Below are 16,603 nucleotides of genomic sequence, written 5' to 3' on the forward strand. Positions count from 1 at the left end.
GCAGATTGGCCCCTAGGATGAGGCATGGAAAGTACGGCCAAGACAGGCCGGAGCGGCCGACTTGTCACGTGACAGGATCACCAGAACGATGATCGTGATGACATAAGGCGACATTGCCAGATACTCTACCGGAATGGCAACGCCTGCGCCCTGCAGATTCAGCTGCAATTGCGTAATGCCGCCAAAAAGATAGGCACCCAGCAACAAACGCCACGGCTTCCAACTGGCGAATACGACCAGCGCAAGGGCGATCCATCCGACACCGGCGGTCATCCCTTCGGTCCATTGTGGCACGCGGATCAGGCTGATGTAAGCCCCGCCAAGACCGGCACAGGCACCGCCAAACATGATCGCCAGGGTGCGGATGCGCACGACCTTATAGCCGAGCGCATGAGCGGCATCATGGCTTTCGCCCACCGCGCGCAGGATCAGTCCTGCACGGGTAAATTTCAGCACCGCCCATGTGGCGGCAACCAGAAGGATGCCCAGATAAAGGATGATGTCATGGGTAAACAGGATCGGCCCGATCACCGGAATATCGGCCAGCGGGCCAAAGTTGATATCGTTCAGGCGCGGTGGTTTGATGCCGACATAGGACTGGCCCAGCAGCGCCGATAACCCCAGACCAAACAGCGTCAGCGCAAGACCCGAGGCCACTTGGTTCGCCAGCGTGATCTGGGTGAGGAAAGCGAACAGCAGGCTCAGGAGTGCGCCCCCGACAGCGGCAGCGGCAAAGCCAAGCAGCGGTGATCCGGTTTCTACCGCCGTGGCAAAACCGCAAATTGCGCCGGTGATCATCATCCCCTCGACACCAAGGTTCAGCGTGCCGGATTTTTCGACCACCAGTTCGCCGATGGCGGCAAAGATGAGCGGGGTCGCTGCGACCAGAAAGCCGGCGATAAACAGCAGCGGGTTGATTGCGGACAGGTCCATCACGCCACCTCCGTCCGGCCAAAGCGCAGCCGGTAATTTGTGAACATATCCAGTGCGAGCAGGAAGAACAAAAGCATCCCCTGAAACACCTGAATGGCGGCGGCGGGCAGACCCAGTTGGCTTTGCGCGATGTCCCCGCCGATATAGGTCAGTGCCATCAAAAGCCCCGCTAGTAGGATACCAATGGGATGCAGCCGCCCCAGAAACGCGACGATGATGGCGGTAAATCCGTAGCCCACGTTGAAATCAATCGTGACCTGACCGGCGGGGCCGGAGACCTCGAACATGCCCGCAAGTCCGGCCAGCAATCCCGATGTGCCCAGACAGAACAACACCAGCCGCGTCGGGTTCACGCCGGAAAATTTCGCAGCGCGCGGCGCTTCGCCCGTGACGCGAATGGCAAAGCCGAGGCGGTGTTTGGTCAACAACACATAGGCAAATATCACCGCAATCATCGCGGCGACGACGCCCCAATGCATGCCCGATCCCTCGATCAGATCCGCATTAAACGCGCTTTCGTATTGTTGTAAATTGCGCGACCCCGGAAAACCGAAGCCTTCAGGGTTTTTCATCAATCCCAATGACATAGAGGCAAGAAATTGCTCGGCCACATAGACCAGCATCAAGGAGACAAGGATTTCGTTGGTGCCGAATTTGACCTTCAAAAGCGCGGGTATCATGGCCCAAACCCAGCCCCCTAAAGCGCCTGCTAGCACCATCAGGGGAAAGACATAAAACCCCTCAACCGGATAGAATGCGAGGCCGACACCGGCGCCAAAAAGCGCGCCCATGATGTATTGACCTTCTGCACCGATGTTCCAGATCCCCGCCTTGAACCCCAGCGACAGGCCGATGGCAATCAATACCAACGGCGCGCCTTTGATCATTAACTGGGGGCGATAGAAAAATGAAAACTCGCCAAACAGCGGTTCCCAGAAAATCGTTTTGATCGCCAACAGGGGTTCTTTGCCCAAGGCCATGAACAACAGCCCGCCAAAAAACATCGTTGCCACAACCGCCAGCAGGGGCGTCGCCAGCGAAAAGACACGGCTGGCCTGCGGGCGTTTTTCTAACCGGATCAAGCGCCGACCCCCGGCTTTTTCTTACTTTCAAACGCACGGCATATCTGTTCAAACATGCGCAACCTCCATCCCGTGAGCACCGCCCATCATCAATCCGATTTCGTCCACCGTTAACCCTTGCGCGGGCCGTGGTTCTGACAGGCGGCCCTCGTTTAGCGCGGCAAACCGGTCCGATATTTCCATCAGCTCATCCAGATCCTGCGAAATCACCACCAACGCCGTGCCGCCCTCCGCAAGGTCAAGCAAGGCTTGCCGGATTGCCGCCGCGGCAGAGGCATCCACGCCCCATGTGGGTTGGTTCACGACCAAAAGATCGGGGCGCTGCAATACTTCACGGCCTATCACGAATTTCTGCAAATTCCCGCCCGACAACGACCGCGCGGCATTCGCAGGACCCGGTGTCCGCACATCAAAGGTTTCGATGATTTTTTCGGCAAAGGTTCGCGCCTTGCCCCAGTTCAACATCCCGCCGCTTTCCAGTTTCTCACGCGCTGCCGCTGTGAGCATGGCGTTTTCGGTCAGCGACATATCGGGGGCGGCGGCATGGCCCAGACGTTCCTCTGGCGCGGTCAGAATACCCATCGCGCGGCGTGGCGTCGGCCCTAGCAGGCCAACTTCGCGTTCTTGAAACCGGATCATACCGGGTGATGTCAGCATTTCACCCGACAGCGCGGCCAGTAATTCGTCCTGCCCGTTGCCGGCAACGCCGCCGATGCCCAAAACCTCGCCACGGCGTACTTCAACCGAAATATCGCGTAACGGCATGCCAAAGGCGCTGGGCGATTTGGCTGAAAGCCCTTGGAGCGTCAGCACAACGTCACCCGGTGTCTTTCCCGCCCGTGTCGGCGTTTGCAAAAGCTTGCCCACCATCATTTCCGCCATATCGCGGGCGGATGTTTCGGACGGTGTGCAATGCCCCACCACCTTGCCAAGGCGCAGAATGGTGGCGCTGTCACATAAAGACCGAATTTCTTCGAGCTTGTGCGAGATATAAAGGATCGCTGTCCCCTCCGCGCTGAGTTTGCGCAGGGTTTTGAACAGGATTTCAACCTCTTGCGGGGTCAGGACCGATGTGGGTTCATCCATGATCAACAGCTTGGGTTCTTGCAACAAACAGCGGATGATTTCGACCCGTTGGCGTTCTCCGGCAGATAAATCGCCGACAATCCGATCCGGGGCCAACGGCAACCCATAGGTATCGGACACATCGCGGATTTGCTGGCTCAGTGCCCCCATCTTGGGTGCGTTTTCCATTCCCAAGGCGATATTTTCGGCAACGCTTAATGCGTCGAACAACGAGAAATGTTGAAACACCATGCCGACGCCGGCCGCACGTGCGGCGCGCGGTTCAGATGGCGCGAAAGGCGCGCCAAACATATGCATCGTACCCGCATCCGGTTTCACCAACCCGTAGATCATTTTAACCAAGGTCGATTTACCGGCCCCGTTTTCGCCCAGCAGCGCGTGCACTTCGCCGGGTGCGATGCGCAAGGACACGTTGTCATTGGCGACAACACCGGGATAGGCCTTGGTCAGGCCGGAAAGGTCAAGAAGCGGTGTGTCGGTCATGCGATGGCCTTGGGTTGGGTCGAAACGAGCAGAGCTTTGATCACACCTTTTGCAATCTGGTCGGGTGATTTGCCAAGCGCTTTGTCCCCAATGGGACAGGTGACGGGCGCGGGGTCAAGCCCCGAGGCCGTCAGCCGTTTGCGAAAGCGGGCCCATTTCGTTGCCGATCCGATCAATCCGATGCTGGCCGCATCGCGCTTCAGCAAGGCAGCGCAGAGCGCAAGATCGATGTCATGCGCATAGGTGAAAATCAGGTGGTGGGCATCCTGCGGTGCGTGACCTGCCAGACGGGGCATATCATGGGTTGGCACGGCCGTCGCGTGGGCCGGGATATGCGACGGGAAACGGTTCTGGTCACTGTCGATCCACGTGATTTCGAACGCCTGTGAAGGTGCGGCGCGCATCACGGCCCGCCCGACATGGCCCGCGCCCCAAAGCCACAGTTTTTGCCGGGTATCCGACAGGCGAACCTGCGGCCAGTCCGGCACTGATACAACGTCGGTCTGTCGGGGTTCATCGGTATACTGAAGGGTCACAACACCGCCGCAGCATTGGCCAAGGTTGGGGCCCAGTGGCAAGGTTTCACTGTGCCGCGTCTGCCCGCTTTCCAACATCTTGCGCGCGGTTGCGATGGCGCGATGTTCCAGCGTTCCCCCCCCGATGGTGCCTGAAATCGACCGTGGCGTGACCCGCATGGCGGTGCCGGCATCACGCGGTGCTGACCCGCGCGTGGCGGTGATTTCTACCCAAAGCGCCGTCATGCGCGGGTTCTTTGAACAGCGTACAGGACGGCTTCGGCGGTGGCGGGGGCTTGCAGGTCGCCGTAGGCAGGACCGCAGGCGGCAACCGCATCGCTTAAAGCCATAAAGGCGGAAATGCCCAGCATGAACGGCGGTTCGCCCACCGCTTTGGAGCGATAGATCGTTTGTGCCGGATTGGGCTTGTCCCAGAGGGCCACATTGAAAATATCGGGCCGGTCCGAACAGGCGGGGATCTTGTAGGTAGAGGGCGCGTGGGTTTTCAGGTGGCCGTGATCGTCCCACACCAGTTCCTCAGTGGTGAGCCATCCAGCCCCTTGCACATAGCCGCCCTCGATCTGGCCGATGTCGATGGCGGGGTTCAGGGATGCACCGGCGTCATGCAGGATATCGGTGCGCAGGATGCGGTTTTCACCGGTCAGTGTGTCAATGACAACTTCGGTGCAAGCGGCCCCATAGGCAAAATAGAAAAACGGCCGGCCCTTGCCCGCGATACGGTCCCATTGAATGTCAGGGGTTTTGTAAAATCCGGTGGCGGAAAGGGACACGCGGTTTTCATAAGCAGATGTCGCGGCTTGGGCGAAGGTGATTTCGTCGTTGCCTATTTTTACGTGGCCATCGGCAAAGGTGATGTCGTCGGTTTCGTATTTCTCGGCGAGGTGCGCCTCAATCCGTTCGCGGATTTCATCGCAGGCATTCTGCACCGCCATGCCGTTCAGATCCGTACCGGAGGACGCGGCGGTGGCCGAGGTGTTGGGCACTTTCGCGGTATCGGTTGCGGTGATCTTGATCGCCTTAATCGGGACGCCGAACCGGCTGGCCGCCACTTGGGCGATTTTCTGGAACAGTCCTTGGCCCATCTCGGTGCCGCCATGGTTCAGATGGATCGAACCGTCCTGATAGACGTGGACCAAGGCACCTGCCTGATTGAGATGGGTCAAGGTAAACGAGATGCCGAATTTCACGGGTGTCAGGGCGATGCCGCGTTTCAGGATCGGGTTGTCCGCGTTCCATGCCGCAATGGATTTGCGCCGTTCGGCATAGTCACAACTTTCCGCCAGTTGATCGGTCAGCGCATTGATGATGCAATCGGTGACAGGTTGGTCATAGGGCGTGGTTTGCACATCTTCAGGGGGCGTTGGGACACTGGAAGGGCGCGGCTTGTCCGCACCGCGAGAGGCGCTGTCCGCATCGGGGTTTGATGCGGCCTGAGTAGGGGCGACTGCGGGTGGTTCGACATCCGCGATCCGGTCGGCGTAGTAGTTCGCGCGCCGGACAGTCAATGGATCAAGGCCCAGATGTTGCGCGACATGGTCAATGATTTTTTCGATGCCCACCACACCCTGCGGTCCGCCGAAGCCGCGAAAGGCGGTTGCCGATTGCATGTTGGTTTTCAAGCGATGCGAGGTGATGCGGATATTGTTGAGATGATAGGCATTGTCCGCATGCAGCATCGCGCGATCCGCCACCGGCAAGGATAGGTCCTGCGCCCAGCCGCATCGGGTGTAATGGGTCACGTCCAGCGCCGTGATGTGCCCTGAACTGTCAAATCCAACGGTATAGTCGATCTGGAAGTCATGGCGTTTGCCAGTGATGATCATGTCGTCGTCACGGTCATAACGCATTTTGCAGGGCTTTTGCGTCAGTTGCGCGGCGACAGCGCAGGCGACTGCCAAAGCATTGCCCTGACTTTCCTTACCGCCAAACCCCCCACCCATACGGCGGGTTTCGACCCGCACCGCGTGCATGGGTTTGCCGATGGCATGGGCCACCTTATGTTGGATTTCGGTCGGATGCTGGGTGGAGGAATGGACCAGCATATCGCCACCTTCCAATGGCAGAACAAGGGCGGCCTGTCCCTCAAGGTAAAAATGTTCCTGCCCGCCCAAGGTGATCTGCCCCGCGAGGATGTTTTCGGCGGTGGACAGCGCGGCTTCAGCGTCCCCTTTCTGATAGATGCGCGGGCCATCTTCAAAACGGGAATTGGCGGTCAATGCATCCTGCACGGTGAGGATCGGCTTGGTCTCTGCAATGTCGATGCGGGCTAGCGCGGCGGCGCGGCGGGCGGCAAGATGCGAGGTTGCAATGACAATAAACAGCGGCTGGCCAGCGTAGTGTACGGCGCCCGTCGCGAGCAGCGGTTCGTCGTGGTTGGACGGCGAAACATCGCAGTCATTCGGCAAATCATCTGCCGTGAGGACGTGCAGCACGCCGGGGGCGCTTTTTACCTGTTCCAGGTGCATCGCGGTGATTGCGCCTGCCGCGACCCGACTGGTACCAAATGCAAGGTGCAGCGTGCCAGTGGGCGTTGGAATGTCGTCGGTATAGCGGGCAGCGCCGGTCACATGCAGGCGTGCGGCGTCATGGGGCAGCGGTTTGGCGATGCTCATGGTGTCACCTCCGACACATTTGTGGCGCGGCCTTCGGCCTCGTGCAGGTAACGCAGCAGCATATTCTGCGCAGTTTGCAGGCGGTAGCCGGCAGAGGCGCGCATGTCGCTAAGCGGTTGGGAATCCTGTGCCATTGCTGCCATTGCGCGCTGCATGGTGGTTTCGGTAAACGGGTTGCCGATCAACGCCGCCTCAGCGGTGCTGGCACGTTTGGGGGTGCCTGCCATGCCGCCATAGGCGAGGCGAGCGGCAGTGATCATATCGCCCTCGCGGGTCATCGACAGGCATCCGCAAACGGCAGAGATGTCCTGATCAAACCGTTTGGAAAGCTTGTAACAGCGCAAAGTGTCGGTCTGTTTGGGGATCGTGATGGCTTCGACAAATTCACCGGCGGCGCGGTCCTGTTTGCCGTAGTCGATAAAGAAATCTTCAAGCGCGAGACTGCGGCGGGTGTCACCGTGTCGTAAATGCAATGTAGCACCAAGGGCGATCAGCGCGGGCGGACCATCCCCAATTGGCGAGCCGTTGGCGATATTGCCGCCGATGGTTGCGGCGTTACGCACCTGCACAGAAGCATAGCGGCGGATCATCGCGGCAAAACTGGGGTGATGCGGGGCGATGGCGGTTTCAAGGTCGCTGAGAGTTGTCATCGCGCCGATGCGGATTTCTTGTTCGGTATGCGTAACGCCGCGCAGATCGGTACAGCGGTTTAAAAAGGCCACTTTACCCAGATCACGGAACTGTTTTGTGACCCAAAGACCAACGTCGGTGGCACCGGCAATCAGCGTCGCGTCAGGGTTGGCCGCGTACCACGTGGCGAGGGCGTCGCTGGTATGGGGTTGGACCTGCGTATCATCGTTAGCGGGCGCTGTGGCGGGCTGGCGCGCTTCAGTATTTTTAGCCAAAAAGAGCAGATGATCGGGGACCGGTTGTTCAGTGATCGCCTCTGCGGCGCGGATGATGGGGGCATAGCCGGTACAGCGGCACAGGTTGCCGGCCAGTTGGATGTCGTGATCGGTAGACCCGTTCAAATGTGCAGAGGCCATGGAGACCACAAACCCCGGCGTGCAGAACCCACATTGGCTGCCGTGTGCGTCGATCATTGCCGTTTGCGCGGGGTGCAGTGTGCCGTCGGGCGCGGACAGCCCTTCCACGGTGGTTACATGTTTGCCGTTCACCTGCGGTAGGAACAGGATACAGCCGTTCAGCGCCTGCGTGCCGCTTTCATCAGTGACCATCACCGTGCAGGCACCGCAGTCCCCTTCGTTGCACCCTTCTTTGGTGCCGGTCAGCTGGCGGTCTTCGCGCAGCCAGTCCAGCAGTGTTGTTGTGGGGGGGACGTCTGTAAGAGACACGGGGTTTCCGTTCAGGGAAAACGTGATGTCCATGGGATCAACCTGCCGCGGTACCATTTGCCAATAAGTTGCGCGACGTTCGATGCGGCGTAGAACGGGGTGCGCGGGCTTTATCGCTACAAGCTATGCGGGGCAGGTGGTGTGTTGCAAGAAAAATGATGCCATAAGCCGCGCGGGCTCTGGCCGAGGCGGTGCGTGTCGCCTATTCCTTGGGCATGACCCAGTCCCCCCGATTCATTCACCTGCGCACCCATTCCGAGTATTCCTTGCTGGAAGGGGCGTTGCGGCTGAAAAAGCTGCCCGACATGTGCCGTGCCGCCGGCATGCCTGCGTTGGCACTGACCGACACCAACAATATGTTCGCAGCATTGGAGTTTTCCGTCGCGATGGCAGGGGCGGGGGTGCAGCCGATCATGGGCTGTCAGGTCGATCTGGCCTATGTGGTCGGGCAACCGGGCGAGCGGGAGAAAGATCCGGCCCCCGTCGTTTTGCTGGCCCAAACCGAAACCGGATATGAACACCTGATGAAGCTGAACTCCTGTCTGTATCTGGACAAGGGGAGCGCCCTGCCTGCGGTCAAGCTGGAGGAGCTGGAGGCGCTTTCGGGGGATCTGATCTGTTTGACCGGCGGGCCGGACGGGCCGATCGGGCGTCTGTTGCAAAGTGCCCAGCGCCCCGCCGCAGAGGCTTTGATGGCGCGGTTACAGGCAGCGTTCGGGGACCGGTTGTATGTGGAGTTGCAGCGTCATCCGGGGGAAAACGGCCAGCCCGAGGCTGAGCGGCTGACCGAACAGGGTTTGGTCGAAATGGCCTATGCCATGGACATCCCGCTTGTGGCGACCAATGACGTCTATTTCCCTAAATCTGAAATGTACGAGGCGCATGACGCATTGATCTGCATTTCCGAAGGGGCCTATGTGGATCAACAAGCCGACCGGCGCCGCTTGACCGCACAGCACTATTTCAAATCCGAAGCCGAGATGGTCACCCTGTTTGCGGATTTGCCAGAGGCGCTGGAAAATACTGTCGAAATCGCGCGGCGTTGTGCGTTTATGACGTATCGCCGTGATCCGATCCTGCCGAAGTTCGCCGATGACGAGATTGCCGAATTGCGCCGTCAGGCGCAGGAGGGCCTAAAGGCGCGGCTGGCGATTATCCCCCATGCCACCACTGTCGAGGAATACGAGAAACGGCTGGAATTCGAGCTGGGCATCATCGAGGGCATGGGGTTTCCCGGCTACTTCCTGATTGTTGCGGATTTCATCAAATGGTCCAAGGATCAGAATATTCCGGTCGGGCCGGGACGGGGATCCGGTGCGGGGTCTTTGGTGGCCTATGCTCTGTTGATCACCGATCTTGATCCGCTGCGCTATTCACTGCTGTTTGAGCGGTTTTTGAACCCCGAACGTGTATCCATGCCCGATTTCGATATCGACTTTTGCATGGACCGGCGCGAGGAGGTCATCCAGTACGTTCAGCAGAAATACGGGCGCGACCGTGTGGGCCAGATCATCACTTTCGGTGCGCTTTTGTCGAAAGCGGCGGTACGTGACATCGGTCGCGTGTTGCAGATGCCCTATGGTCAGGTGGACCGCCTGTCCAAGATGATCCCTGTCGAAGGCGTGAAACCTGTAAGCATCGAAAAGGCGTTGGCGGACGAACCCCGCTTGCGCGAAGAGGCCAAGAACGAAGAAGTCGTGGCGCGTCTGCTGAATTATGGCCAACAGGTTGAAGGTTTGCTGCGCAACGCATCGACCCACGCGGCGGGTGTGGTGATCGGCGACCGTCCACTGGACGCGCTTGTCCCCCTTTATCAAGATCCGCGCTCTGATATGCCCGCGACCCAGTTCAACATGAAATGGGTCGAACAGGCGGGGCTGGTGAAATTCGACTTTCTTGGCCTGAAAACGCTCACCGTGATCCAGAACGCCGTTGACCAGATCAAAGCGTCGGGGCGGCATCTGCATATCGCGGCGGACGGCACCGAATTGTTCACCCCGCCCGAGGGCCTGCTGGACGACATATCGACCATACCGCTGGATGATGAGGCATCTTACAAGCTTTATGCCAGCGCCAAGACGGTTGCGGTGTTTCAGGTGGAATCCAGCGGCATGATGGATGCGCTCAAGCGCATGAAGCCGACCTGTATCGAAGACATCGTGGCCTTGGTGGCGCTCTACCGTCCCGGTCCGATGGAGAACATTCCGACCTATTGCGAGGTCAAGAATGGCCAGCGCGAGATTGAATCGGTGCATCCGTCGATTGATTATCTTCTGGCCGAAACCCAAGGCATCATCGTTTATCAGGAACAGGTGATGCAGATCGCGCAGGTTATGGCGGGATACTCCCTTGGCGGGGCCGACCTGCTGCGCCGTGCGATGGGTAAAAAGATCGCCGAGGAAATGGCCAAGGAACGTCCCAAGTTCGAAAAGGGCGCAATGGCCAATGGCGTCGACAAAAAGAAAGCCGCCGAGGTTTTCGACCTTCTGGAAAAATTCGCCAACTACGGTTTCAACAAATCCCACGCCGCTGCCTACGCGGTGGTCAGCTATCAAACAGCGTGGCTCAAGGCGAACCATCCTGTCGAATTCATGGCCGGCGTGATGAACTGCGATATCCATCTGACCGACAAGCTGTCAGTGTATTTCGAAGAGGTGCGCAAGCGGCTGGAACTGCCGTGGGTCCCGCCTTGTGTGAACCGGTCGGATGCAACCTTCAAGGTTGTGGATGGGGCGCTGGTTTATGCGCTGGGCGCGTTGAAAAACGTCGGTGTCGAAGCGATGAAGCTGATCACCGAAGGACGCAAGGTCGAAGGTGTCGACAAGCCTTTTGCAACCCTTTTCGATCTGGCGCGGCGGGTCGATTTGAAACGGGTGGGTAAACGACCTTTGGAAATGTTGGCGCGCTCCGGGGCGTTTGACCAGCTCGACAATAACCGTGCGCGGGTATTCCGTTCACTTGATCCTCTGGTCAGCTATTCCGCAGCGATCCATGAACAAAAAGCGTCAAATCAGGTGTCCCTGTTTGGCGAGGCGGGCGATGACCTGCCAGAGCCGCGCATGTTGCCCTGTGATGATTGGGAGGCGGCGGAGCGGCTGACCGAGGAATTCAAAGCGGTGGGTTTCTACCTTTCCGGTCATCCGCTGGATGACTACATGACCGCGTTGAAACGCAAATGGGGGCGGGACGCGGGCGTGCCGTTCCTGACGTTGGACGAGTTGACGGAAAAGGTCACGGACCGCGGCGCGATGAATGCGCGGCTGGCGGGGATCGTTGCGGGACGGCAGGAACGCAAATCGGCACGCGGCAACCGCTTTGCCTTTGCGCAGCTGTCCGATCCGACGGGCGGCTATGAGGTGACGCTATTTTCGGATACGCTGGAGGCTGCGCGCGACCATCTGGAAACCGGATCAAAGGTTGTGATCACGGTTGAGGCAACGATGGAAAGTGACCAGCTTAAGCTGTTGGGGCGTTCCGTGTCATCGGTGGAGCTTGCTGTCGAAGATGCAGGCAGCATGGGCTTGCGCGTGTTCATTGACGGCGCCGAAGCGATTTCAGCGGTCGCTGACGTGCTGGACGGTGCGCGTAAGGCGGCTAAATCAAGCGGGCGCGGACCTGTGCAGCTGTGTCTGATGGACCCGGCATTGCCCGGTGAAGTGGAGGTTGATCTGGGGCTCGAATTCCCTGTGACACCTAAAATCAAAAGCGCGATCCGGTCCTTGGGGGGCGTGCTGGAGGTCGAGGAGATTTAGGCACGAACCAGCTTGCCCTCTGATCATGCGTGGACGGACCCAGCGGGATAAGGTAAACAACCCGTTAACAGCGTGGGCTGTTAAAACTATGGGGTTATCGTGCATAAAATTGGTGTTTCACTGGGGTTTTTGTTGGTTTTGTCTGCCTGCGGCGATCCGCTGAGCGGTGTCATGCGGATCTCTGACGTGGACCTTGTCGAGAATGATCCAACTGCCCAAGCTCTTCCGAGTGAAGCAGAAGTCGCCCGTGAAGGGTTCTTTGGAACGCAGGCGGCCAACCCGGTTGAGGGTACGGTATCTTCGGACACGACACTTGGACAGACCGCAACAGGGGCCGCCCCTGTCGTAAGTGAACCGGCACCCCAAGGCGGGCTGTTCGGATTGCTGCGCCGCGCGGTGCCTGCCCAACGCCCTGTTGCGGGCGGTGCTGAGGACACCCTGTCGGCTGATGCCTTTGAAGCGGCAAAGAGTGCCGAGGCGGTCGCCGCTGAACCAGCAACCCAGCTGGCCGCGGTGTCACCGGAGCCGGAAGCCCCCGCGTCCGCCCCCGAACGGCGCGGATTCTTTGCGCGTCTGGGGTCGAAATCTGCGGCCAAGGCGAGCGAAAGCGAACTGCCGGAAGTCGATTATGGCACGATGCTGCCTTACGGCGTGATGGCCCGCAGTTGTGCGGCAAAGCGTCAGCCGCTGGGGCGCAAGGTCGATGCGGTGAGCGCCAGCGGATATACGTTATATGATTCCAATCCGGCGGCTTCGGGGACGCGCATTTTTTATATCACCGGTTTTGACGACGGATGTCCGCGTCAGGTGACTGCCGCACATGTGCTGCTGGGTGAGCCGTCTTTTTACGAACAACTGCATTACGGTCCTGCAGGCCAGCATCTGACCTTTGGTGAAACAGACAGAGCCTATGAAAAAGTGAAGGGCAGCGTTTGTGGCGTGCGCAAGGGCAAACCTTGCGGGGCCAAGATGAAAAAGCTGGAGCGTGAAGCGGTGTTCATCAACGCCTACGAACGGCTGAGTGACAACAAGCGCTGGTCGGAACAACTGATCCATGACGGCACAGTTGTTGCAAGTGAAATGAAATCAAGCGGCTAGGACAGAGACGGAATTTTGTGAAAATTCCGATTGGTTTCTTTGAAAGAAACCACGCCCGTTGCCCATGGTTTGCTTAGTAATGCGGGGGGCGTTCGTCGCCCATCACCACTGCACCGCCTGTTGACGCCTCGCGTTCACCTTCGCGCTGCATCAACATGTGGACACGGCGGTTCAGATGCGTGATTTCGTCTTCCTGACGGGTCACAATATCGCTTAGGTCGTCAACCGCGCGGGTCAGATGCGCAATCTGTTCTTCAAGTTTTTCCATGTCGGGGCCTTTAGCACGGGTTTTGCGCCACTGTAAGGGGGCAGGGACAGGTCGGCACCTTGCCCCGCGCGGCCCCATCGGCTAGACGCGCAGCAACTCCAGATTGCCCCCAGAGGTGCCCAATGGCCAAGCAAAAAAAGTCCCCCCGCCCCAAGGCAGAGACCCCGAAAGGGTTTCGCGACTATTTCGGCGCAGAGGTCACCCACCGCACCGAGATGTTGGCCAAGATCGCCGCCGTCTATCACCGCTATGGTTTTGATGCGCTGGAAAGTTCCGGCGTGGAAACTGTGCAGGCGTTGGGCAAGTTTCTGCCCGACGTGGACCGCCCCAACGAAGGTGTGTTTGCGTGGCAGGAAGATGCCGACAGCGACAAGCCGGGCGACTGGCTGGCCCTGCGCTATGATCTGACGGCCCCGCTGGCGCGCGTATATGCGCAACACCAGAATGATTTGCCTAAACCTTACCGCCGGTTCGCGATGGGGCCGGTCTGGCGCAACGAAAAGCCCGGCCCGGGGCGGTTCCGCCAGTTTTATCAATGTGATGCCGATACGGTTGGCGCGTCGAGCGTGGCGGCTGATGCCGAGATTTGCGCGATGCTGGCCGATTGTTTGGAGGAAGTCGGGATCGAGCGCGGCGATTACATCGTGCGGGTCAACAACCGGAAGGTGTTGAACGGCGTGATGGAGGTTGCCGGCCTGTCGGGTGACGACAAAGAGGCCGAGCGCGGTATTGTGCTGCGCGCGATTGATAAGCTGGACCGGCTGGGCGTTGAGGGCGTTCGTGCGCTGCTGGGTGAGGGCCGCAAGGACGAGAGTGGTGATTTCACCAAGGGCGCTGGGTTGGATGACGTTCAGGCGGATGTTGTCATGGGATTTATGCAGGCCAAACGCGACAGCGGGGCCGAAACTGTGACGCGTTTGCGTAAATTGGTTGCGGATTCCACAGTGGGCGCGGAAGGTGTCGATGAGCTCGAATTGATTTCGGATTTGATGTCGGCTGCGGGGTATGGACCCGATCGCATCGAAATCGACCCCTCTGTTGTGCGCGGCCTCGGCTACTACACCGGTCCCGTTTTCGAGGCGGAACTCACCTTCGAGATCAAAGACGAAAAGGGGCGCACCCGCAACTTCGGCTCTGTCGCAGGGGGCGGGCGGTATGACGATCTGGTCAAACGCTTCACCGGACAGGAGGTGCCAGCGACCGGTGTTTCCATCGGGGTGGACCGCTTGCTGGCCGCATTGGACGCCAAGGGGCGCTTGGACAAAACGGCGGATGGGCCGGTTGTCGTCACCGTCATGGATAAGGCCCGCATGGCCGATTACCAGAAAATGGTTGCCGAGCTGCGCGAGGCTGGCATCCGCGCCGAAGTCTACCTTGGCAATCCCAAGAACTTTGGTAACCAATTGAAATACGCGGATAAACGCGGATCGCCCGTGGCCGTGATCGAAGGCGGCGACGAACATGAAAAAGGTGTGATCCAGATCAAGGATCTGATCCTGGGCGCCAAGATGGCAGAGGGAGCGACCTTGGAAGAATACAAGGAACTGCCCAGCCAATACGAGGTCCCGCGCGATCAACTGGTCGCCAAGGTGCGCGCCATTCTGGACTCGCAAAGCTGATGCCGACACGCTCTGAAACACTGGCCCGCGCCACCGAACTGCGCATGATGTTCGAGGCGCAAGGTGCCACCTTGGTTGAACCACCGATCCTGCAACCGGCGGATACGTTGCTGGACCTTTATGGCGAGGATATTCGCGGGCGGGCTTATGTCACCTCTGACGCGCTGCGTGGTGAACAAATGCTGCGGCCCGATTTCACCGTGCCCGTGGTGCAGATGCACATGGCGCATGGGGCGGAACCGGCACGCTATACCTACGCTGGCGAAGTTTTCCGCCGTCAGGAAAGCAATGCCAGCCGCGCCAACGAATTTGTGCAGGTCGGATACGAGGTGTTTGACCGCGAGGGACCGGCGGCGGCAGATGCAGAGGTGTTTGCCCTGATCGCGGAAGCGCTGCGCGATTTGCCAGTGACGCCGGTGACCGGTGACATCGGGGTGTTGATGGCGGCTGTGGCGGCGCTGAAAACCACCAAAGCGCGCAAGAACGCACTGATGCGCCACATCTGGCGGCCCAAGCGGTTTCGCCAACTGCTTGATCGTTTTGCGGGGCGTGCACCGGTGCCTGCCTCCCGCAAGGCTTTGCTTGCGGGCAAGGCGACAACGGATGCGCCTTCCATCGGGAAACGCAGGGAAACAGAAATCCAGCACCGGATCGCAGCGCTGCGGGCGGATGCCAAGGCTCCGCCAATTTCCGCGAAGGAAGTTGACTTGATCGGGGTCCTGCTTGATCTCAAGGGGACGATGCCTGTCGCTTTGGAACGGCTCTATGATCTTTGTGTGGACCTGCCACAGATTACGGATGCGGTGGATCGTGTTGCCGCACGCGAAACCGCATTGGCTGCCCGTGGCGTAGATACGCAATCGTTGCAGTTTCAGGCCAGCTTTGGCCGTGCGTCGATGGAGTATTACGACGGTTTCGTCTTTGGTTTCCGCGCAGACAGCCGCGCCGATCTGCCGGCCATCGCCAGCGGTGGGCGCTATGACGCTTTGACACGGCAGCTGGGGCAGGGCGGCGAGATCCCTGCGGTGGGTGGCGTAATGCGTCCCGATTTGATGCTGGAACTGGAGGGCGCGACATGACGCTCAAACTGGGTGTGCCGTCCAAGGGGCGGCTGATGGAAAAGACGTTCGAATGGTTCGGCGCGCGCGGCATTACGCTGGAGCGCACGGGATCGGAACGTGAATATGCCGGACGTGTTGACGGGATCGACGGTGTAAACCTGATCCTTCTGTCAGCCGGTGAAATTCCGCGCGAACTGGCCGCGGGTCGTATTCATCTGGGCGTGACCGGCACGGATTTGATTCAGGAAAAGCTGGCGCTTTGGGAACAACTGGTCGAACCGGTCGAACCTTTGGGCTTTGGCCATGCGGATCTGATCATTGCGGTGCCACACTGCTGGGTGGATGTGGATACGCTGGACGATCTGGATGCCGCAGCAGCAGCGTTTCGCGCGAACCACGGTCACCGGATGCGGATCGCGACAAAATACCACCGTCTGGTGCGCGAGTTTTTGCAGGCCCACGGTGTTGCTGATTATGCCTTGGTTGATAGTCAGGGTGCGACCGAAGGCACTGTTGCTAATGAAACTGCGGAAGCGATTGCCGATATCACCTCAAGCGGTGAGACATTGCGCGCCAATCACTTGAAGGTGCTTGGGGATGCTTTGGTTTTGCAATCGCAAGCGACATTGTGGCGCAGCCGCACCGCCGATACGGATAAAGAGGAAAGCGCCGTGCTGGAGACGTTGTTGGCACGGCTGACCTAACGCGGCCGATGTCG

12 protein-coding genes are annotated in these 16,603 nt (G+C 59.3%); 5 read left to right on the forward strand and 7 right to left on the reverse strand.

What is annotated here, in order from left to right; translation table 11 throughout:
- Positions 1-12: 12 nt before the first annotated feature.
- The 6 genes from Z947_RS0108215 to xdhA are packed head-to-tail and all read right to left on the reverse strand — an operon-like array spanning position 13 to position 8,120.
- Entirely contained in the window at positions 13-933 is a 921-nt protein-coding gene (locus tag Z947_RS0108215) for an ABC transporter permease (protein WP_025043823.1), read from the reverse strand.
- A complete protein-coding gene (locus tag Z947_RS0108220) occupies positions 933-2,015 on the reverse strand; it encodes an ABC transporter permease (protein ID WP_025043824.1) in 1,083 nt (360 codons plus the stop codon). Before Z947_RS0108220 ends, Z947_RS0108215 begins: the two co-directional genes overlap by 1 nt.
- A gap of 48 nt (positions 2,016-2,063) precedes the next feature.
- Positions 2,064-3,584, reverse strand: a complete 1,521-nt coding sequence (locus Z947_RS0108225) for an ABC transporter ATP-binding protein (protein ID WP_025043825.1) — start codon at positions 3,582-3,584, stop codon at positions 2,064-2,066.
- Entirely contained in the window at positions 3,581-4,345 is a 765-nt protein-coding gene (xdhC, locus tag Z947_RS0108230) for a xanthine dehydrogenase accessory protein XdhC (protein ID WP_025043826.1), read from the reverse strand. The genes Z947_RS0108225 and xdhC overlap by 4 nt, the downstream gene beginning before the upstream one ends.
- On the reverse strand, positions 4,342-6,732 hold the full coding sequence (gene xdhB, locus Z947_RS0108235) for a xanthine dehydrogenase molybdopterin binding subunit (protein WP_025043827.1): 2,391 nt from the start codon (positions 6,730-6,732) through the stop codon (positions 4,342-4,344). The genes xdhC and xdhB overlap by 4 nt, the downstream gene beginning before the upstream one ends.
- Complete coding sequence (xdhA, locus tag Z947_RS0108240) at positions 6,729-8,120, reverse strand: xanthine dehydrogenase small subunit (RefSeq protein WP_025043828.1); 1,392 nt, start codon at positions 8,118-8,120, stop codon at positions 6,729-6,731. The genes xdhB and xdhA overlap by 4 nt, the downstream gene beginning before the upstream one ends.
- A gap of 182 nt (positions 8,121-8,302) precedes the next feature.
- Between xdhA and dnaE the strand changes: the two genes are divergently transcribed.
- Both dnaE and Z947_RS0108250 read left to right on the forward strand, forming a co-directional pair.
- Positions 8,303-11,839 carry a DNA polymerase III subunit alpha gene (gene dnaE, locus Z947_RS0108245; protein WP_025043829.1) on the forward strand — a complete coding sequence of 1,179 codons (3,537 nt, stop codon included), beginning with the start codon at positions 8,303-8,305 and terminating at the stop codon, positions 11,837-11,839.
- Positions 11,840-11,938: 99 nt separating this feature from the next.
- Positions 11,939-12,937, forward strand: coding sequence for a hypothetical protein (locus tag Z947_RS0108250; RefSeq protein ID WP_025043830.1), 999 nt, complete (start codon positions 11,939-11,941; stop codon positions 12,935-12,937).
- A 73-nt stretch (positions 12,938-13,010) separates the two neighbouring features.
- Here the strand turns inward: Z947_RS0108250 and Z947_RS0108255 are convergent, their stop codons facing one another.
- Positions 13,011-13,205, reverse strand: a complete 195-nt coding sequence (locus Z947_RS0108255; RefSeq protein ID WP_025043831.1) for a SlyX family protein — start codon at positions 13,203-13,205, stop codon at positions 13,011-13,013.
- Positions 13,206-13,327: 122 nt separating this feature from the next.
- Here Z947_RS0108255 and hisS point away from each other — a divergent pair, with 122 nt between their 5' ends.
- The 3 genes from hisS to hisG are packed head-to-tail and all read left to right on the forward strand — an operon-like array spanning position 13,328 to position 16,589.
- Positions 13,328-14,824 (forward strand): histidine--tRNA ligase, encoded by a 1,497-nt coding sequence (hisS, locus tag Z947_RS0108260; RefSeq protein ID WP_025043832.1) that lies wholly within the window; start codon positions 13,328-13,330, stop codon positions 14,822-14,824.
- On the forward strand, positions 14,824-15,903 hold the full coding sequence (locus Z947_RS0108265) for an ATP phosphoribosyltransferase regulatory subunit (protein WP_025043833.1): 1,080 nt from the start codon (positions 14,824-14,826) through the stop codon (positions 15,901-15,903). The genes hisS and Z947_RS0108265 overlap by 1 nt, the downstream gene beginning before the upstream one ends.
- Complete coding sequence (gene hisG / locus Z947_RS0108270) at positions 15,900-16,589, forward strand: ATP phosphoribosyltransferase (protein WP_025043834.1); 690 nt, start codon at positions 15,900-15,902, stop codon at positions 16,587-16,589. The genes Z947_RS0108265 and hisG overlap by 4 nt, the downstream gene beginning before the upstream one ends.
- Positions 16,590-16,603 lie beyond the last annotated feature (14 nt).

The organism is Sulfitobacter geojensis, assembly GCF_000622325.1.
GTDB classification, from domain to species: domain Bacteria; phylum Pseudomonadota; class Alphaproteobacteria; order Rhodobacterales; family Rhodobacteraceae; genus Sulfitobacter; species Sulfitobacter geojensis.

Bases quoted from the DNA above. Each gene is read 5' to 3' on its own strand.
- hisS (WP_025043832.1), top strand. From the start codon at position 13,328: ATGGCCAAGCAAAAAAAGTCCCCCCGCCCCAAGGCAGAGACCCCGAAA.
- hisG (WP_025043834.1), top strand. From the start codon at position 15,900: ATGACGCTCAAACTGGGTGTGCCGTCCAAGGGGCGGCTGATGGAAAAG.
- Z947_RS0108225 (WP_025043825.1), bottom strand. From the start codon at position 3,584: ATGACCGACACACCGCTTCTTGACCTTTCCGGCCTGACCAAGGCCTAT.
- Z947_RS0108215 (WP_025043823.1), bottom strand. From the start codon at position 933: ATGGACCTGTCCGCAATCAACCCGCTGCTGTTTATCGCCGGCTTTCTG.
- xdhA (WP_025043828.1), bottom strand. From the start codon at position 8,120: ATGGACATCACGTTTTCCCTGAACGGAAACCCCGTGTCTCTTACAGAC.
- Z947_RS0108255 (WP_025043831.1), bottom strand. From the start codon at position 13,205: ATGGAAAAACTTGAAGAACAGATTGCGCATCTGACCCGCGCGGTTGAC.
- Z947_RS0108265 (WP_025043833.1), top strand. From the start codon at position 14,824: ATGCCGACACGCTCTGAAACACTGGCCCGCGCCACCGAACTGCGCATG.
- xdhB (WP_025043827.1), bottom strand. From the start codon at position 6,732: ATGAGCATCGCCAAACCGCTGCCCCATGACGCCGCACGCCTGCATGTG.
- dnaE (WP_025043829.1), top strand. From the start codon at position 8,303: ATGACCCAGTCCCCCCGATTCATTCACCTGCGCACCCATTCCGAGTAT.
- xdhC (WP_025043826.1), bottom strand. From the start codon at position 4,345: ATGACGGCGCTTTGGGTAGAAATCACCGCCACGCGCGGGTCAGCACCG.